The 17,272-nt window shown below is 67.0% G+C and carries 20 protein-coding genes and 3 tRNA genes; 8 read left to right on the top strand and 15 right to left on the bottom strand.

Annotated elements, in window-relative coordinates:
- Positions 1-28 precede the first annotated feature (28 nt).
- Positions 29-976 (top strand): LysR family transcriptional regulator, encoded by a 948-nt coding sequence (locus tag ODI_RS06360; RefSeq protein ID WP_067759256.1) that lies wholly within the window; start codon positions 29-31, stop codon positions 974-976.
- Positions 977-1,167: 191 nt separating this feature from the next.
- The gene (locus ODI_RS06355) at positions 1,168-2,133 is read left to right on the top strand and encodes a tripartite tricarboxylate transporter substrate binding protein (RefSeq protein ID WP_231968209.1); all 966 of its coding nucleotides are present in this window, start codon (positions 1,168-1,170) and stop codon (positions 2,131-2,133) included.
- Positions 2,134-2,223: 90 nt separating this feature from the next.
- On the opposite strand, the gene ODI_RS06350 is transcribed toward ODI_RS06355, so the two are convergent.
- Positions 2,224-3,117 carry an NAD(P)-dependent oxidoreductase gene (locus ODI_RS06350; RefSeq protein ID WP_067759262.1) on the bottom strand — a complete coding sequence of 298 codons (894 nt, stop codon included), beginning with the start codon at positions 3,115-3,117 and terminating at the stop codon, positions 2,224-2,226.
- Positions 3,118-3,155: 38 nt separating this feature from the next.
- Positions 3,156-4,592, bottom strand: a complete 1,437-nt coding sequence (locus ODI_RS06345) for an aldehyde dehydrogenase (protein ID WP_067759264.1) — start codon at positions 4,590-4,592, stop codon at positions 3,156-3,158.
- A 150-nt stretch (positions 4,593-4,742) separates the two neighbouring features.
- On the opposite strand from ODI_RS06345, the gene ODI_RS06340 reads away from it, so the two are divergent.
- Positions 4,743-5,426 (top strand): GntR family transcriptional regulator, encoded by a 684-nt coding sequence (locus ODI_RS06340; protein ID WP_067759267.1) that lies wholly within the window; start codon positions 4,743-4,745, stop codon positions 5,424-5,426.
- A gap of 180 nt (positions 5,427-5,606) precedes the next feature.
- Here ODI_RS06340 and ODI_RS06335 read toward each other — a convergent pair.
- The 4 genes from ODI_RS06335 to ODI_RS06320 all read right to left on the bottom strand — a co-directional run bounded on the left by ODI_RS06335 (position 5,607) and on the right by ODI_RS06320 (position 8,222).
- A tRNA-Leu gene (locus ODI_RS06335) sits at positions 5,607-5,691 on the bottom strand.
- 139 nt (positions 5,692-5,830) lie between these two features.
- The gene (gene secG / locus ODI_RS06330; protein WP_067759270.1) at positions 5,831-6,295 is read right to left on the bottom strand and encodes a preprotein translocase subunit SecG; all 465 of its coding nucleotides are present in this window, start codon (positions 6,293-6,295) and stop codon (positions 5,831-5,833) included.
- Positions 6,296-6,314: 19 nt separating this feature from the next.
- On the bottom strand, positions 6,315-7,085 hold the full coding sequence (tpiA, locus tag ODI_RS06325) for a triose-phosphate isomerase (protein ID WP_067759273.1): 771 nt from the start codon (positions 7,083-7,085) through the stop codon (positions 6,315-6,317).
- 159 nt (positions 7,086-7,244) lie between these two features.
- Complete coding sequence (locus ODI_RS06320; RefSeq protein ID WP_067759276.1) at positions 7,245-8,222, bottom strand: NAD(P)H-quinone oxidoreductase; 978 nt, start codon at positions 8,220-8,222, stop codon at positions 7,245-7,247.
- Between the two features lie 270 nt (positions 8,223-8,492).
- Between ODI_RS06320 and ODI_RS06315 the strand changes: the two genes are divergently transcribed.
- Positions 8,493-8,580: transfer RNA gene (locus ODI_RS06315), tRNA-Ser, on the top strand.
- Positions 8,581-8,630: 50 nt separating this feature from the next.
- On the opposite strand, the gene ODI_RS06310 is transcribed toward ODI_RS06315, so the two are convergent.
- Entirely contained in the window at positions 8,631-9,647 is a 1,017-nt protein-coding gene (locus ODI_RS06310) for a helix-turn-helix transcriptional regulator (protein WP_067759279.1), read from the bottom strand.
- Between the two features lie 202 nt (positions 9,648-9,849).
- Between ODI_RS06310 and ODI_RS06305 the strand changes: the two genes are divergently transcribed.
- The 3 genes from ODI_RS06305 to ODI_RS06295 all read left to right on the top strand — a co-directional run bounded on the left by ODI_RS06305 (position 9,850) and on the right by ODI_RS06295 (position 13,145).
- Positions 9,850-12,060, top strand: coding sequence for a FepA family TonB-dependent siderophore receptor (locus tag ODI_RS06305; RefSeq protein ID WP_082985504.1), 2,211 nt, complete (start codon positions 9,850-9,852; stop codon positions 12,058-12,060).
- Positions 12,060-12,953 (top strand): alpha/beta hydrolase, encoded by an 894-nt coding sequence (locus ODI_RS06300; RefSeq protein WP_067759284.1) that lies wholly within the window; start codon positions 12,060-12,062, stop codon positions 12,951-12,953. The genes ODI_RS06305 and ODI_RS06300 overlap by 1 nt, the downstream gene beginning before the upstream one ends.
- Before the next feature lie 107 nt (positions 12,954-13,060).
- Positions 13,061-13,145, top strand: a tRNA-Leu gene (locus tag ODI_RS06295).
- A gap of 164 nt (positions 13,146-13,309) precedes the next feature.
- Here the strand turns inward: ODI_RS06295 and ODI_RS22245 are convergent.
- Positions 13,310-13,564, bottom strand: a complete 255-nt coding sequence (locus ODI_RS22245) for a hypothetical protein (protein ID WP_157929733.1) — start codon at positions 13,562-13,564, stop codon at positions 13,310-13,312.
- 215 nt (positions 13,565-13,779) lie between these two features.
- On the opposite strand from ODI_RS22245, the gene ODI_RS06290 reads away from it, so the two are divergent.
- Positions 13,780-14,139: a hypothetical protein gene (locus tag ODI_RS06290; RefSeq protein ID WP_067759286.1), complete on the top strand. Its 360-nt coding sequence runs from the start codon at positions 13,780-13,782 to the stop codon at positions 14,137-14,139.
- On the opposite strand, the gene ODI_RS06285 is transcribed toward ODI_RS06290, so the two are convergent.
- The 7 genes from ODI_RS06285 to ODI_RS06255 all read right to left on the bottom strand — a co-directional run bounded on the left by ODI_RS06285 (position 14,136) and on the right by ODI_RS06255 (position 17,272).
- Positions 14,136-14,609, bottom strand: coding sequence for a DUF2514 family protein (locus ODI_RS06285; protein ID WP_157929732.1), 474 nt, complete (start codon positions 14,607-14,609; stop codon positions 14,136-14,138). The genes ODI_RS06290 and ODI_RS06285 overlap by 4 nt on opposite strands.
- Positions 14,610-14,620: 11 nt before the next feature.
- Positions 14,621-15,091, bottom strand: a complete 471-nt coding sequence (locus ODI_RS06280) for a hypothetical protein (RefSeq protein ID WP_067759291.1) — start codon at positions 15,089-15,091, stop codon at positions 14,621-14,623.
- Positions 15,072-15,401 carry a hypothetical protein gene (locus ODI_RS06275; RefSeq protein ID WP_082985506.1) on the bottom strand — a complete coding sequence of 110 codons (330 nt, stop codon included), beginning with the start codon at positions 15,399-15,401 and terminating at the stop codon, positions 15,072-15,074. The genes ODI_RS06280 and ODI_RS06275 overlap by 20 nt, the downstream gene beginning before the upstream one ends.
- 7 nt (positions 15,402-15,408) lie before the next feature.
- Positions 15,409-15,852, bottom strand: a complete 444-nt coding sequence (locus tag ODI_RS06270) for a D-Ala-D-Ala carboxypeptidase family metallohydrolase (protein ID WP_067759293.1) — start codon at positions 15,850-15,852, stop codon at positions 15,409-15,411.
- Between the two features lie 69 nt (positions 15,853-15,921).
- Positions 15,922-16,320 (bottom strand): DUF4376 domain-containing protein, encoded by a 399-nt coding sequence (locus ODI_RS06265; RefSeq protein ID WP_067759295.1) that lies wholly within the window; start codon positions 16,318-16,320, stop codon positions 15,922-15,924.
- Entirely contained in the window at positions 16,317-16,607 is a 291-nt protein-coding gene (locus ODI_RS06260) for a hypothetical protein (RefSeq protein WP_067759297.1), read from the bottom strand. Before ODI_RS06260 ends, ODI_RS06265 begins: the two co-directional genes overlap by 4 nt.
- Positions 16,607-17,272: a hypothetical protein gene (locus ODI_RS06255; protein WP_067759300.1), complete on the bottom strand. Its 666-nt coding sequence runs from the start codon at positions 17,270-17,272 to the stop codon at positions 16,607-16,609. The genes ODI_RS06260 and ODI_RS06255 overlap by 1 nt, the downstream gene beginning before the upstream one ends.

Below are 17,272 nucleotides of genomic sequence, written 5' to 3'. Positions count from 1 at the left end.
CGCCCATGGCCGGACCCTGGGCCAGACCATGGCACTGAACATCAAATACCGGCCGCTCAAGGCGTTCCTGCTGGCCGTGCAGACCAAGTCGTTCACGCACGCCGCGTCGCTGCTGGGCGTGACCCAGCCGTCCTTCACCGCCTTGATCGCGGACCTGGAATCCGTGCTCGAGGTCAAGCTGTTCGAGCGCACGACGCGACAGATTTCGCTGACCGCGGCCGGCGTGGAATTCCGCGATCGCATCGAGCGCCCCATGGCCGATCTCGAGGAAGCCTACCGCAGCATGCAGGACCTGGCGTCCGTGCGGCGAGGCGCCGTCGTCATCGGCGCCCTGCCATCCACCTCGCTCACCCTGGTGCCGCCCGCCCTGGGCGCCTTGCGCCAGCAGCACCCGAAATTGCAGATCCGCGTGGTCGAAGCCCACAACGACGAGCTGATCGCCATGCTGCGCACCAACCAGATCGAGTTCGCCCTGGCCACCCTGCTCAGCGACGCCCCGGACTTGAAGTTCAGCCCCCTGGTCGCGGACGCCTTCTTTGCTGTCTACCCTTCGCGCCATCCGGTGGGACAACTGCCCAGCCTGCATTGGGAAGACCTCACGCCTCTCGATCTGGTGCTGCTGGCGCAAGGGTCCAGCGCACGGCACCAGTTCGACCGCGCCGTCATCAGCGACAAGGCGGCCACGGGTTTGCGCTATGACGTCACGCACATGACGACGGCCGTCCGCCTGGTCAGCCAGGGACTGGGCGTGGCGGTCTTGCCGCGCCTGGCACTGCCGTCGCTGGGACTCGGCTCCCTGCGCAGCCGGCCCATCGAGGACGAAAGCGCGCGGCGCACCATCGGCGTCCTGCATCGGCAGGACCGCCTGCTGTCTCCCGCCGCGCAAGCATTGGTCGATACGCTGCGCCAGGCCGCCGTGGAGATCGAACAGGCGTTGCCGCCGCTCGCGCAGCGCGCAGCGGCACGCAATAAATAGCCAAAAACTAAAAATCCCAGACAAATATCAATTTGTGGCTATGAATACGGGCAGGCACTATGCCGCCAAGGGACTGTAGACCGGACACGGTCACGGCACCCGCCTGAGTGGGGCGGCGCGCCCGCGCCGCCATGAGAAAACAAACAAAGTACGGCCGCATCACGGCCAGGAGACATTTGCCCATGTTTGCCATGAAGACTTGGCTCGCCGGTTTCGGCGCGAGCTCGATGGTGCTGGCCACGGCGCTGGCCGCCACGCCGGCCGCTGCCGCCCAATGGCCCGAACGTCCCATCGAATTGATCGTCGGCTTCGCCGCCGGCGGCGGCACCGACATCACGGCGCGCACCCTGTCGGTCTTCCTGGAAAAGGAACTGGGCGGCTCGGTCGTGGTGGTCAACAAGCCGGGCGCATCGGGCGCGCTGGCAATGTCCATGGTGGCCCGCGCCAAGCCCGATGGCTACACCCTGGGCATGACCAACATGCCCGGCCTGCTCACCCTGCCGATCGAGCGCCCTGCCGGCTTCTCGGGCAAGGACTTCACCTACCTGGCCACGCTGGTGCGCGATCCCAGCGCCTTCAGCGTCAAGGCCGACTCGCCCTACACGTCGCTCAAGGAACTGATCGATGCCGCCCGCGCCAAGCCTGGCATGATCAGCTACGGCTCGACTGGCGTCGGCACCGACGACCACCTGGCGCTCGTCATGTTCGAAGCCGCCACCGGCACCGACCTGAACCACGTGCCCTTCAACGGCGCGGGCCCGCTGCGCAATGCCGTCCTGGGCGGCCACGCCGACGTGGGCGGCATGAACCTCGGCGAAGCCATGCCTTACAGTGGTTCGCAACTGCGCATCCTGGGCCAGGCCAGCGAGAAGCGCTCGCCGCTGGCGCCGGATGTCCCCACCTTCAAGGAACAGGGCGTGGACCTGGTGTTCGCTTCCGAGCGCGGCGTCATCGGCCCCAAGGGCCTGCCGGCGGAGGTGGAGCAAAAGCTGGCCAAGGCCCTGGAGACCATCGCCGCCAATCCCGAGTTCCAGAAGAAGATGCTGCAGCAGTTCACGGAAATGGATTACCTGCCGGGCGACAAGTGGCAGGCACGCCTGAATGAAGCGGACAAGCAGTTCCGCGCCATGTGGGCCAAGCAGAAGTGGCTGGACTGATGACGCGAGGCGCGAAAGCGCCTCGCGGCCTTTCCCTCCAGCAATGAAATAGGCCCCGCATTCGCGGGGCCTATTCGCTTGGCGCGCGGATCAAGCTTGCGCCGGCACCGCGGGCTTGCCCCAGTCCGCCCATACCTTGGCGATCGCGGCATAGTCGTCACGGCCGTGGCCCGCCGCGACGGCGATGTCATAGATGGTGTGCGAGCCCTGGATCGCGAAGAGCGGCACGCCCAACGTCTGGGCCAGCTCCAGCGCCAGCACCGAGTCCTTGCGCGCCGCATCCAGCGGCATGCCGCCTTCGTAGTTGCCCTGCACGATGCGCTCGGCGTAGCGATGCGTCAGCGGACGATGCAGACCCATCTGCGGATCCGACAGCAGCCCCACCAGCTTCTCGATGCTGACGCCCGATGCCGTCGCCAGCGAGCCGGCCTCGGCCACCACCACCATCACCGCGTGGGCAACGGCGTTGTTGATCACCTTGGCGGCCGCCCCGGCGCCGCTGTCACCGAAATAGATCTGCTTGGGCGCAATGGCATCGAGCACGGGCCGGGCATCGGCAACCGCCTGCGCGTCGCCGCCCATCAGCAACATCGCGGTGCCGGCCTTCATCTGGCTCACACCGGCCATCACCGATGCATCGACCAGGCGCAAGCCGAACTTCTCCAGCAGCTTGCGGCTGGCATGGATGTCCTTGGGATTGACAGTGCTGGTTTCCAGCACCACGGCATGCTTGGGCAGCCTGGCGGCAATCTGGTCCAGCACCGTCAACGAGATCGCGGGGCTGGGCAGCGACAGCACCACCACATCCACATCGCCCAGGTCATCCGGTCCCACGATGGGCACGGCCTTGAAACGCTCCTGCGCGCGGCGCACCTGCGCCGCATCCAGGTCAGCCACCTTGGTCGTGAACTGGCTGGCAATGCGCTCGGCCACCAGATAGCCCATGTTGCCCAGGCCATAGACTGCGACAGTCGAAATGTTCATGTCGTAAGACTCCTACAGATAAAGACGGGGCGCGCAGCTTATTTCGCGACGGACAGCGGGTTGGCGTGCAGGCCGAAATACATGCTCTTGACCTGCGCATACAGCTTCATGCCGTCGATGCCCTTCTCGCGGCCGATGCCGCTGTTCTTGAAGCCGCCGAAAGGCGTGCTGGTCACCGACTGCTTATAGGTGTTGATCCACACCGAGCCCGCCTCCAGGGCACGGCCGATGCGCCAGGCCTTCTTGAAGCTCTCGGTCCAGATGCCGCAGGCCAGCCCGAAAGCGGTGCCATTGGCCTGTGCGATCAGGTCCGCCTCATCCTTGAAGGGCAGCGCCACCAGCACGGGCCCGAAAGCCTCTTCCTGGCAACTGGCGGCGTCGGGTCCCAGGCCATCGATGATGGTGGGCAGGTAGAACGCGCCCTTGTCGTAGTCGCCGCCCGCGGGCGCCTCGCCGCCGCACAGGATGCGGCCGCCTTCGGCGCGCGCGCGGTCGACGAACGCCGCGACACGGTCACGATGATGGAAGGAGGCCAGCGGCCCGACTTCCACGCCCGCGGCATCCGGCAAGGCCACCTTCAGCGTCTTGGCGCGCGCCACCACGACTGCCAGCACCTCGTCGTAGATGGCTTCCTCGATGAAGAGCCGCGAACCGGCCACGCAGGACTGCCCCGACGATCCGAAGATGCCGGCCACCACCGCCGCCACCGCATGCTCGCGGTCGGCATCGGCGAACACCACGTGCGGCGACTTGCCGCCCAGCTCCAGCGCCACGGGCACCAGGCGTTCGCCGGCCACCTTGCCGATGTGCGCGCCCGCGACCGTGCCCCCGGTGAAGGAGATCATCCGCACGCCCGGATGGGCCACCAGCGCCGCGCCCAGGTCGGCGCCGCGCCCCTGCACCACTTGCAGCAGGTTCTCGGGCAAGCCGGCTTCCCGCGCGATGCGCGCCAGCTCCGGCCCCAGCAGCGGTGAATCCTCGGAAGGTTTCAGGATGACCGCGTTCCCCGCGGCCAGGGCCGGCGCCACCTTGGTGGCATCGTTCATGATGGGCGAGTTCCAGGGCGTGATGGCGGCGACCACGCCAAAGGGCTCGAGCACGGTGAACGACACGTAGTCGCCGCGCGGCGGCGTCACGTCGGTTTCCAGGGTCTCGCAGACACCAGCGTAATAGCGGAAGGTGCCGATGGCGGATTCGACCATGCCGCGGCACTCGGCGATCGGCTTGCCGTTATCGCGCATCTGCAGCTGGGCCAGGGCCTCTTTTTCGGCCATGATACGATCGGCGATCGCGTGGAGCACCAGCGCGCGGCGATGCGGCAGCAGCGCTTTCCAGCCCGATTCCTTGAACGCCTGCCAGGCGCGTGCAACGGTGGCGTCGAGTTCCGCCGGCGTGGTGATCGCCACGCGTCCGATCTCCTGGCCGTTGGCGGGATCGATACTGATGATGTCCTTTGGTGTGCTTGAAGCGTTCATGCTTGTCCTTGTTGTTCAGCGCAGAAAAGTCTAGGGACTGCGCGGAGCCAAAACAACAAGCACGTTGTCGCCAATCTTGGCAATGAAACTATCAATAAGATTCCTCGCCAGGCCGCCTGGCCGGCGGCACGGCAGCGAATTGCGCCCATCATGAGCCTCAGCAGTTTTTCCTCGCTCATCCTCTCCGAAGCCAAGCTTCCCGAGCAGGTCGCTAAGGTCATGGAGGCGATCGAGACCGACATCATCCGCGCGCGCATCCTGCCCCGCACCCGCCTGATCGAAGACCATCTGATGGAAGACTACGCGGCCAAGCGCCACGTGGTGCGCGCCGCGTTGGCCGAGCTGCAGCGCCTGGGCGTCGTGGTCAAGCCGCCCCACCTGGGCGCGCAGATCCGCCGCTTCAACAAGCAGGAGCTGGAAGACCTGTATCACATGCGCCGCGTGCTGCATCACACGGCCATCGAGATGATCGAGTTTCCCGTGGCGCCGGAACGCCTGGCGTCGGTCGAGGCAGCCTGCCTCGAGCATACGCGGGCAGCGGCCTCGGGCGAGCTGATCGCCATCCACCGCAGCAACATGGCGTTCCACCGCGAGTTCTACGGCCTGTGCGACAACCTCTATCTGGCCGAGTCCATCCGCCTGCACGACTGGCTGAGCTTTCCCGTGCGCGCCTATGGCGTCGCCGACGCCGGCGCGCTGGAACAGGCTTGCCGCGAGCACCAGGCCATGGTGGACGCCGTGCGCACCGGCAACCGCGCGGCGCTGGACGCCCTGTCGGTGGCGCACATGGGGCGGGCGCGGGACATCTATGAAGAGAAGTACCTGACGCGCTGAGGCTGGCGCGAGACCTTCCGGCAGCCCGAGGCCACCGTCGCCGAGCGGGTCCTGCAGGCATCTCCGCAGGCCTTGTTCGACTTCACGGTCCTGACCACGGATGCATGATTGGCATGCAAAGCAAAAAGCCCATGTCTCGTTCGAGAACATGGGCTTTTTTTGCTTGCGGACTTGCTTGTCTGGTGCCGACGGCGAGACTCGAACTCGCACAGCTTTCGCCACTACCCCCTCAAGATAGCGTGTCTACCAATTTCACCACGTCGGCTTGGGGTACTGCCTGACTGCCATCCCAAGCACGTTTGCGCTTGGGTTCAGTCACTCTTTCCGCCTTGCATGGGCCGTTTGAGGAGTTCGGCCTAGGCAGAAAAGCCAAGCATTCTATCACGAATGCCTGGCATCACCTATCACTGGGCGGGCTGGGCCGGTGCTGCAGGCACCTCGGCGGCCGGGGCCGGCTGCTGCTGGGGCGCGGCGGGCACGCCCGGGGCGGGCGCCTGCGGGGCGGCAGGCGCTTGCGGCACCGAGCTGGCGCCTTCCGGCGAGGCCGGCGCGGTCTGGCCAGGCAGCGTGGGAACCGAACGGTCCTGGTAGTCCTGCATGACGCCGCCGCCCGTGCCGGTGCGGCTGCCGGTGTTGTGGCCCAGGTAAGCCAGGCCGGCGGTGGTGGCGAAGAAGACCACGGCGGCCCACTTGGTGGAGCGCGACAGGAAGTTGGCCGCGCCGCTGGCGCCGAACAGGCTGCCGGCCGAGCCGCTGCCGAAGGACGAGCCCATGTCGGCGCCCTTGCCCTGCTGCAGCAGCACGAGAACGATGATGGTCAGCGAGGAAATGACCTGCACGGCAAGCAGGACGGAAAGCATCATGGACATTGCAAAAGACTCCGGAAACTTAGGCTGCGGCGATGCGCAGGAATTCGTCGGCGACCAGCGAGGCGCCGCCCACCAGGCCACCGTCGATGTCGGGCATGGCGAAGAGGCTGGCCGCGCTGGCTGCCTTGACGCTGCCGCCGTAAAGGACGCGGACACCGCCCGCGCCAAGTTGTTCGAGGGACTGGCGGATGGCCGCGTGCACGTCCTGCGCCTGTTCGGGCGAGGCGGTGCGGCCGGTGCCGATGGCCCAGACGGGCTCATAGGCCAGCACCATGCGCGACACGGCGGGCGCGCCCAATGCCAGCACGGGCGCCAGTTGGCGGGCAATGACGGCCAGCGTGTCGTCGGCTTCGCGCTCGGCCAGGGTTTCGCCCACGCACACGACCGGCGTCAGGCCGGCAGCCAGCGCCGCCTTGGCCTTGTCGGCCACCTGGGCATCGGTTTCCGCATGCAGGCTGCGGCGCTCGGAGTGGCCCACCAGCACCCAACGGCAGGCGAAATCAGTCAGCATGGCGCCGCTGACTTCCCCGGTGAAAGCGCCCTGCTCCTGGGCGCTGACGTCTTGCGCGCCCCAGCTCACGGTCGAGCCGGACAGGGCCTGCTGGGCCTGCGCCAGATACGGGAAGGGCACGCAGACCCCCACTTCGGTGCCGCCTGCCTGCACACCCTGGGCCAGGGCCGAGAGCAACGTGGCGTTGTCGGCCTGGTTGCCATGCATCTTCCAGTTGCCCAGCACGAGGCGCTGGCGCGTGATGGACGAGGCCTGACGGGGATTCACATCTGCATTCATGCGGCGGGGAATCTAAAAAGGGGGAACGGGGATAAACCCAGCATTGTATCCTGTTACGCCGGTTTTTAGGGCAGACCCGCCCAGGCGTGGTGCGCCCGGCACAACCGTGCCAGGCGGCTGACCCGCCCCTTTTCACCTGCCGGCACCCGTAAGGGCTGCTCAGTTGGTCAGGATGACCTTGCCGATCAGGTCGCCCGACTCCATCAGCGCATGCCCGTCGGCCGCTTTTTCCAGCGGCAGGGTCGTGTGGATGACGGGCTTGACGGTGCCGCGCTCCAGCAAGGGCCAGACATGCTCGCGCAGGGCCTGCGCAATGCCCGCCTTGAACTCCACCGGGCGTGCACGCAGCGTCGATCCCGTGATGGTCAGGCGTCGGCGCAACACCTGCCCCGCGTCGAAATTGGCCTTGATGCCGCCCAGCACCGCGATGATCACGATCCGGCCGTCGTCGGCCAGGCAGGTCAGGTTGCGGGCGATGTAGTCGCCGGCGACCATGTCCAGGATCACGTCCACGCCGCGTCCGCCGGTGGCCTCCTTCACGACCGCCGCGTAATCCTGGGTCTTGTAGTTGATGCCCAGGGTGGCGCCCAGCGCCTGCACCGCGCGCACGCGCTCGTCGCTGCCCACGGTGGCATACACCTGGTGGCCCAGCGCACGGGCCAGCTGAATGGCCGTGGTGCCGATGCCGCTGGCGCCGCCATGCACCAGCAGCGTTTCCTCGCCCGACAGGCGGCCGCGCTGGAACACGTTGCTCCACACGGTGAAATAGGTTTCCGGCAGGCCCGCGGCCTCGACCAGCGACAGCCCCTTCGGAATCGGCAGGCATTGCACGGCGGGGGCCACGCAATACTCGGCATAGCCGCCGCCCGTGACCAGCGCGCAAACCTGGTCGCCCACGGCAAAGCCGCCGGCCTCGGCGTCACCCGCCACGATCTCGCCCGCGACTTCCAGGCCGGGCAGGTCCGACGCGCCCGCAGGCGGCGGATAGTGGCCCGAGCGCTGCAGCACGTCCGGGCGGTTGATGCCGGCCGCCGCCACTTTGATCAGCACCTCGCCCGGCCCCGGCACCGGCACCGGACGCTCGATGGGACGCAGGACCTCGGGACCGCCGGGGGCGGTGATCGCTATGGCTTTCATGCTGACAGGCTCCTCAAATAGTGTGGGAATACAGGCCCCTTTTGTCGCCGGGCCGTCCCAAGACAAAAGACGGCTCCCTCGGAAGGCAGCAAGCCGAAGGCGCGGCGTGGGGGCCCCTATTATGACCGCCGCGGCGGATGCCCTGTCCCGTGTCCATGCCAGGGCGACAGGCAGCGCGCGAGCGCGCCGGCCACGTACGCTACACTCTCGCTCTTCGACGGGACGGACGGGCTGCGCAACGCAGCCGTGCCAGCTGTCCCGGACAGACCAGGAAGCGTGGCAGAGTGGTCGATTGCACCGGTCTTGAAAACCGGCAACGGGCAACCGTTCGTGAGTTCGAATCTCACCGCTTCCGCCAGGTCCAGCCTTGCAGGCCCCCCTCCCCCACCCAGACCGACCGCGCCCGCCTTACTGGCTGGCCCGCACATGCCCCGGCGCCACGCCATAGCGGCGCCTGAACGCCGTGGAAAAATTGGCCGCGCTGGTATAGCCGGCCTGCCACGCGGCCTGCGCCACGCTCATGCCCTGCTGCTCCAGCGCCACGCGCGCGCGCTCCAGCTTGGCGTCCCTCAGGTAATCGAAGACCGTCCGGCCCCAGGCCGCCCTGAAATGCCGCTGCAGGGTGTTCACGCTCATGCAGGCATGGCAGGCGATGGCCTCCAGGCTCAGGGCATCCGCCTCGCCGCTGTCCAGCCACGCGCGCAATTGCGCCATGCGCTGCACGTCACGCGGCCGCAGCCGGGCGTTCGGCTCGCTGGCCACCGTGGGGCCGGGTTCGGTCTCCCAGGCCGCGAAGGCCTCCGCCAGCAGCCCCAGCGCACGCGACTCCAGATACAGGTTCCAGAGCGTCGGCACGGCAATGGCCGGCATCAGCATCTGCTCGACCGTCGCCACGGCCTGCGGCGACAGCGTCCAGCTGCGCACGGCCAGGTGCTCGCGGGCGAAGGCACGGATGGCAGGCCCGTTGGCCCCGCGCGCCAGCCACGTATCGAGCCACGGCCATGGCACCGTGATGGAAACCGTCCGTTCGATGGTGCCCCGCATCCCGCAACGGCGGAACTGGTCAGGGCGCGCCACCGCGATCATCGTGCCCTGCACGGGCTGCGCCGGCCGCGCTGCCGGCCCCAGCTGCAGCGAGAGATCGCCAAAGCAGACATCGGCCCGCCCACCGACGACCATCGCAATGCGCAAGCCCTCCTTCAGCACCGCCTTGACCTGGGAGCCCTGTAGATCGCGGGCGTCGACGCGATGCACGATCAGGCCGCTGGGCAGGACCGTGGTATCGAACACGCCGTCCAGGACGGGGCGGTCGATGGCGGGCACGGACACGCTGTAGTTCACCGCGGCGTGGGCGGCCAGGGTTCGCAGGCGCTCGGCGGGCACGCTGGCGCGTTGGTGGGCGGTGTCGGGACGAAGTTCAGGCATGGGCGGATGAATGGCGATGGCGCAAAGGGTTTCGGTGGCGGGACAAACTCACGCGCCCCGGGCGCACTGCACAATGTCTAGCCGCAAAGCTAATGCAAATCGTTATCAATTAAATCATGAGCTTGGCAGCGATCAAGGCCGACCCAGACGTCGACGCCCCATGTCGTTGCTTTGCCGCAACGTAGCGCCAGACACAACGACAATGACCGCCACTCACCGCTCCCTCCGCATGTACCGGCTGCACCATGCCGCCGCCCTCGCCAGCGTGGCCTTCGCCCCCGCCTTCGCGCAAACCGTCCCCGTCACGCAACTGGAATCCGTCAGGGTCCTGGGCACGGCCGAAGAGGAGATCAAGGAATCGCTCGGTGTCTCGGTGATTTCCGCCGAGGACATCGCCAGGCGTCCGCCCGCGACCGACCTGTCCGAGATCATCCGGCGCGAGCCCGGCGTGAACCTGACCGGCAACAGCGCCAGCGGCAACCGGGGCAACAGCCGCCAGATCGACCTGCGCGGCATGGGCCCGGAAAACACGCTGATCCTGATCGACGGCAAACCCGTCTCTTCCCGCAACTCGGTGCGCTACGGCTGGAACGGCGACCGCGACACGCGCGGCGACACCAACTGGGTCCCGCCGGAAGAGGTGGAACGCATCGAGGTGATCCGCGGCCCGGCGGCGGCCCGCTACGGCTCTGGCGCCATGGGCGGCGTGGTCAACATCATCACCAAGCGGCCGACCGACAAGCTCAGCGGCTCGGTCACCTACTACACGAACCAGCCCGAGAGCGGCGAAGAAGGGGAATCGCATCGCGCGAACTTCCGCCTGAGCGGCCCCTTGAGCGACAAGCTGTCGTTCCGGCTGTACGGCGGCTACAGCAAGACCCGGCCCGACGCGCAGAACATCAACGAACAGAACACGACCGTCGACCAGACCCAGATCGCCGGACGCGAAGGGTTCGTCAACCAGGACCTGAACGCGCTGCTGAGCTGGGCGCTGACCAGCCGGCAGACCCTGGAACTGGACGCCGGCTACAGTCGCCAGGGCAACCGCTATGCGGGCGACACCATGCTGAACAACGGCGGCGGCAATCCCGCTTTCGTCAGCAGCCTGTATGGCAGCGAAACCTACGTCATGTACCGCAACAACGTCGCCCTGACCCATCGCGGGCGCTGGGACTGGGGCGACTCGCGCCTCTCGCTGGCCTACGAAGGCACGCGCAATGCGCGCCAGAACGAAGGCCTGGCGGGCGGCCCCGAAGGCGCGCCCGCCGAAGGCGAAGGGTGGTTCGCCTCGCGCCTGAAGAACTGGCGCGCCAGCGGCGAGGTGAACGTGCCCTTCTCGCTGGGCTTCGACCAGGTTGCCACCATCGGGGCTGAATACCTGCGCGAATCGCTGGAAGACCCGGGCTCCCTGCGCAGCAACTTCTGGGATCCGCCCGCAGGCGCCATTCCCGGCTTCAGCCGAGGCGCGACCCGCAAGCGCGCCAGCAGCTATGCCCTGTACGCCGAGGACAACATCGAGGTGGGCACGCGCACGACGGTCACGCCCGGCCTGCGCCTGGATCACCACGACGACTTCGGCAACACCTGGAGCCCGAGCCTGAATGCCTCGCACCGCATCACCGACAAGTTGACCATCAAGGGCGGCATCGCGCGTGCCTACAAGGCGCCCAACCTGTACCAGGCCAACCCCAACTACCTGCTCTTCAGCCGGGGCTTCGGCTGCAACCAGGCCGAGGTCAACAGCGGCGGCTGCTTCCTGCAGGGCAATGCGGATCTTGCCCCCGAGACCAGCGTGAACAAGGAACTCGGCCTGGCCTATGACTCGGGCACGTGGCGCGCCAGCGCGGCCTACTTCCGCAATGACTACCGCAACAAGATCGTCGCCAGCAACCAGTACGCCTATCAGTTGCCCAATGGCCAGCGGGTGTTGCAATGGGTCAATAGCGGCAAGGCGGTCGTCGAGGGCGTGGAAGGCAACCTCTTCATTCCGCTGACCGCCGCACTGGACTGGAACACCAACTTCACCTACATGATCGAGTCCAAGGACAAGCGCACCGGCGAACCCTTGAGCGTGATTCCCAAGTACACCGTGAACACCACGCTGGACTGGGCGGTCACCGATCAATGGCGCATCCAGGGCAACGTGACCTGGTACGGCAAGCAGGAAGCCCCCGGCTTCACCGCGCGCCGCAACCTGCCCATTCCCGATGGCAACCGGACGGCACTCTCGCCCTATGCGCTGGCAGGCCTGAACACCAGCTATACCGTCAACCGCAACCTGCGCTTCACCGTGGGCGTGAACAACCTGTTCGACAAGAAGCTCTATCGCGAAGGCGTCGCCGACTATGCCGGCGCGGCGAGCTACAACGAGCCGGGCCGCTCGTACTTCGCCTCGGCCACGGTCTCGTTCTGATGGATGTCCGGCGCAGACACCTGATCGCCTGCGCCACGCAGGCGCTCCTGCCAGGCATTGCGCTGGCGAAAGCGCCTGCCGCCATCCAGCCCATGTCCCACTTGCAGCAGACTTTTTCGCTGGCGCGTCACGATGGCTACACCGCCTGGCGGGTCACGATCCGTCAGCCGGCGGGCCCGGCGCCTGCCCAGGGCTGGCCTGTGGCCTACATGCTCGATGGCAATGCCGTGCTGCAGGCGCTGCCCTCGCATGCGCCCCTGGCCCAAGGCCTGTTGCTGGTGGCCGTGGGCTACGACACCAACGACCGCTTCGACACCGCAAGCCGGGCGTGGGACTACACCCCGCTGCCACCCGGCGCCCACGGTTCGGCACCCGACCCGCGTTCCGCGGCGCGCCTGAATGGCGGCGCCGACCTTTTCCTGGCGTTCCTGCTCCGCTTGCACGGCGAGCTCGCCGCACACTGGCACATTGATCCCAGGCGACGCACCTTGTACGGCCACTCCTATGGCGGCCTGTTCGTGCTGCACGCCCTGCTCACACAACCTGGCGCCTATGACCGCTATGTCGCCGCAAGCCCCTCGCTGTGGTGGCACGCGCCGTTCATGGCGCAGCGCATCACGGGCGCGCCGCAACGCCCCGCCTCGATGCCGCGCGGCGCCTTGCTGGTGCTGGCAGGGGGCGCCGAGCGCGTGCGGCAGGAACGTTGCCAGGACTGTGCGTCCGGCGCCCCCACGCCGGGGCAGGCCGAGCGTTTTGTGCAGGACATCTCGGCACGGCCGGACCTGCATGCACGGTTCCGCATGCTGCCCGGCCTGTCCCACGGCGAAACATTGAATGCGTCGCTGCCTTGGGCGCTGCGCATGGCGAGTGCGGCAAGCGCTTGCCTGGACTGAACGGCAGCCGCCTCGCGGGACTGCCGGCGGGCCCTGCCATGATTTGCCGCAGCCAGGATTATCTGGGATGATGCGCGGCGCCCAGGCTCAGGCTCCGCCGCGCCCTGGCCCGAGTGGTGAAATGGTAGACACAGGAGACTTAAAATCTCCCGACCTCAGGTCGTGCCGGTTCGAGTCCGGCCTCGGGCACCAAGGAAATACGCCACTCTCAGAGCGCCCGCACCTTGAGCAAAGGGCGGGCGTTCCGCATTTGTTCCGCAGCGTGTTCCGCGTTTTCGATAATGATGCCTGGCCGGTGCGACGGTGCGGCGACAGGAATGCTGAACGGCATCCGACGCCATTTCGCCTTTGGATCGCTAGTGCTTTGACCGCGTGGCTGGCTTACCCACCACGCCGGTCCTTGCGCCCCGACGCTTTTCCATCAGGATGGGCGTGTCGTCCCGAGGCTTGAACATCCCTCCCGCTTCATCCGCCGTGGGGTTCGGGTTGCCATCAAACCGCGTGGCCCGATGCTCCACATCATCCGGATGGGGAAACACGTCTTGCTCCGGCCTCCTGCCTTCCGGAGCTTTATCCGCTGGTTTCTCGATATCGCTACGTCGTGCATTCATACAGGCTCTCCTCGTATTGGTTGGCCTGTACCCACCGTAACGTGATGCGCATGTCTCATTGAGAATCAGAACGTTAGCGCAGCAACCAAGCGCGTCAGTTACGAGAGCCAGCCCCCGCAAGCTTGGGTTGATAGACAAGGACTGTTTCATCTTTTGGCACCAATCCGTCGCCTATTTTTCCCGGCATACACTGTACGCCCATCCAGTGAATTGCCATGTCTTTCCGCCCCTACCTAACCGACGACGAGCTGCGCGAGATCACCGCGCGATCCCACCCCGGGACCGATACTTGGCGGCTGCTATGGGAGATCCGGCGCTACCAAGCCTTGGCGCTCCGGTTCAACCAGGTGATGGCCTCGCTCGGCCCCCATCCCCGCATCAATCCCACCGTCGCCAGCGTGGCTCAATCCGAGCTGGCGGATGTGCCCGTGGTGCAACGCAAGCGTGCCGACAAACTGACGTTGGAGCCCGCGGGGCCTGCCAAGCGTAAATGCGCGCCGGTGCCGCACGACCTCGAAGACTACATCCCCCTATTCGATCCCCCGGCGCCGCCGGCTTTGAAGCCGAAGCCCTAGCGCAGAGAGTCATAGGCCCGCTCGCAGGTCAGTCCTGCGGCGCGGGCTCGGTCAGCCGCTGCAGCGTATTGGCCCGCCAGGTCGTCAAGCTCTCCAAGCAGCTCGGCGAACATGCCGATGGGGTCGCCGACTGGCGCGCCTGACTGGGCAGCGCCGGAATTGCTGGCGGGTCGATGGCGACGGGCATATTCCGCGACTGCGTCCCGCACCCGGACATCAGCAGCACGGCGCTCACGCTCAACAACAGCGGCCAGTTCTTGGTCGGCTTCATTCCTTATCTCCTCGATGGCGGCCACACGCCGCCGTTCCTCTGCTCTTGCATCGGCCTGGGCGGCGGCAACCTCGGCACGCGCCTCCAGGTCGCGGCGCCCGTAGCCCACGTCCTCGCGCCGGTCGCCATACCAGCCGAGTGCGAACCACAAGGCCAGCACCACGGCGCCCGACAGCAGGTAGGGCAGCGCCCTTTTCAATAGGGCCGCGCTCAATTCAGCCACTCCGGTGCGCTGGCGGGCGCGGCGGGCGCAGGCGTCACCGCTCGATCCACGGCGCGCGCAGCCTGCCCCGCCTGCTGAGCGGCCTTCTTCGCCGTGGTGGCCGCGGTGTTGGCAGTGCTACCCGCTGCGCCGGCACGCGACGCCGCCGTAGCTGCCTTCTCCGCCGCGACCTGCGCCGTTTCGGCCGCCCCCTGGGCCGTATCTGCGATTTGCGGCAGGCGGTCCTGGATGATCAGCATCAGCTGCCGGTTGATGTCCATCAGGCGCTGCTGTTCAGCCTGGTGCGCGGCCGATAGGGCCGCCACCTGGACATCGGCGCTCGACAGCCCTGATTGCCGGCCGATGGCCACGCTGCCCCCCACGATCAAGGCGAGCAGCAGCCAGCCCTCAACCAGCGCCACAGCGCGCGGATGGGTGCGATACAGGCGATCAATCGCCTCACGGATGCGGGTTGGCATCGAGTCTCTCCAGTTTGGCCTGCATGTACCCCATCTGGGTTTCCAGGCGCGCGATCTTCTCGCGCAGGTCCGCCACCTCGCGGTAGGCGTCGTTGCGCTCCTTGGCGAACATGTCCGCGCGGGCGTTCGCCGCGGCCAGCTGCGTAGTGAGCATGTCGATCACCTCGACGCGCGCCTCATCGCCCGCGCGCTCCACCGAGTCGCGAGACAGCCAGCGGCGCAGCATCAGCCCGCCGCCTATGATGGTGGCTGCCAGCGCCCCCAGCCAACCGCCCAGGCCCGAACCTGCAAGTTCTTCAGGTAGTTGCATCAGCGCCTCACAGCTTCACGATGCCCGGCACATAGCCGCGGGCCTGGGACCAGGACAGCACCTGCCGGCGCATGCGCGTGCCAATGCCCAGGTGCACCCATTCCGTGGCGCCCTGCTCGTAGATGAGCTGGTCGAAGGCGATGCCGCTGCCTTGGATTGCTGCGCAGACCTGGCGCACCGTGCCGAAGCGCGGGCTGGTGAAATCAGCCGCCAGCCCGTTGCTGTGGTCGCTGGTCGTGGATCCGCCCACGGCGCGGTTCAAGGCCGGCGAGCGGTAACCACTGCTGATGAGCATCGGCTGTCCCAGCAGCGCGCGCACCTTCTCCAGGGTCTCGGCCAACCGCTGCAGGTTGGCCAGATGCGCAGGCCCCGGCGTGTTGTCGATGCCGCGCGCCGCGGCGGTGTCCGAGCGGGTCAGCTCGGCCAGGATGAAGTGTGGGGATAGGCGCATGGTTCCTCCAGGCGTAAAAAAACCCGCTTGTGCGGGCCTGTGGCTCAGAACTGCTTAGGACGCTGCGGACTACCAGCCCGGCGTGAACGCGGCCAGGTCCGCGGTGCTCATGGTGGCCACCGCTTCCTTCATGGCGCGCTGGCGCTGGTGGATCTCGAATCCACGCTGGGCGCGTGCGGACTGCATGGCCACCAGCAACGCATCCAGTGCCTCGCCATCCATCGGCACGTCCTCGTTGTCGTGGTCGGTCCAGAAGAAATCGGGTACGGCGCCCAAGCCGCCGCCGATTGCGCCCTGCAGCCGCGCCAGGCTGGCGTCGTCGCCGTCCCACATGCGGCCGTCATGGTCGAACACCACGCCGATGCGCTCCTCGCCGTCGCGCCAGGCCTGGATCAGAGCGGATGCGGCCGCTCTGGCGCTGGTCAGCTTGTGCTCTGCCGTGACCAAATGCGAATAGTCGATCGTCATTTCGGGAACTCCACAGGCCCGTTGGGCGGGTTGTTGATGGGCGCGGGGAAGCGCGCGGCCTGACTGGCCTCGGCGCCGTGAGGCAGTAGCAGCGTGACATGCAGAACGCCGTCGATACGCTCGACCGGCCCCAGAATGACGTCGCAGTCGATGGCGCTTTCGGGCAGCGTGGCACCCTCGGTGACGCCGCTGAAATCGAATCGCCGGCCGTCGATGGTCAGGGCGTCGCCGTCACGCTCGACCGTTACCTGCCGATCACTGAGTTGGGGGGTGAGGTGAATGTTCATCAGGTTTTCCAATTTCCAAGGGTGATGAGGCGGAGGCTGCCGCTCGACGATCCGGGCGCGCTGGCAGCTGGTGAGACGAGGTAGCCCCCCGCTGGGAACTGAGTCAGTGTGGGTTGCGACATGCCTGCCAGATACGCAGAACGACCCGAGATATCGTTGTCGTAAAACGAACCTGCAACCAACGATGGCGCCGAGCCCACAAATGCTGCCGGGATCACCTGCGCTCCCAGCTGCAGATAGGAAAAACCACCCGGCGAGGATGTCCATGACGAGCCGGACAAATTCAGATTCGAAATGGTGAAGCAGATCTGCGTGCCGTCAGCGAACCGCAACCACCGACCGTTGGAATTCGCCCCCATCTCAAACAGCGCGCCGCCAGCCACCGTGCCTGCGATGGACGCAAACGCCGCGTCGCCAACCTCGCTGGCTGCCAGCAGGCGCCCCAGGATCGGGGCGATATCCACCCACGCCGAGCCGGCAGCATTGCGCCGGCGCAGCCTGTTTGTGCCCGTGTCTGCCCATGTGTAGTAAGGCAGCGCCAAGGCGGCAGGGTCATCCGGCCCGGCCAGATTGGTCCCGTGAGTCCGCAATGCGGCATTGATCTGTGTGACCAAGTCCACCCCGGGCAGGGGCGGCGTGGTCGTCACTTGGGTTTGTGTCTGCAT

The sequence above is a fragment of the Orrella dioscoreae genome, assembly GCF_900089455.2.
Taxonomy (GTDB): Bacteria; Pseudomonadota; Gammaproteobacteria; order Burkholderiales; family Burkholderiaceae_B; genus Orrella; species Orrella dioscoreae.
The sequence above is the reverse complement of the archived record's forward strand: the minus strand, read 5'-3'. Positions and strand labels throughout refer to the sequence as shown.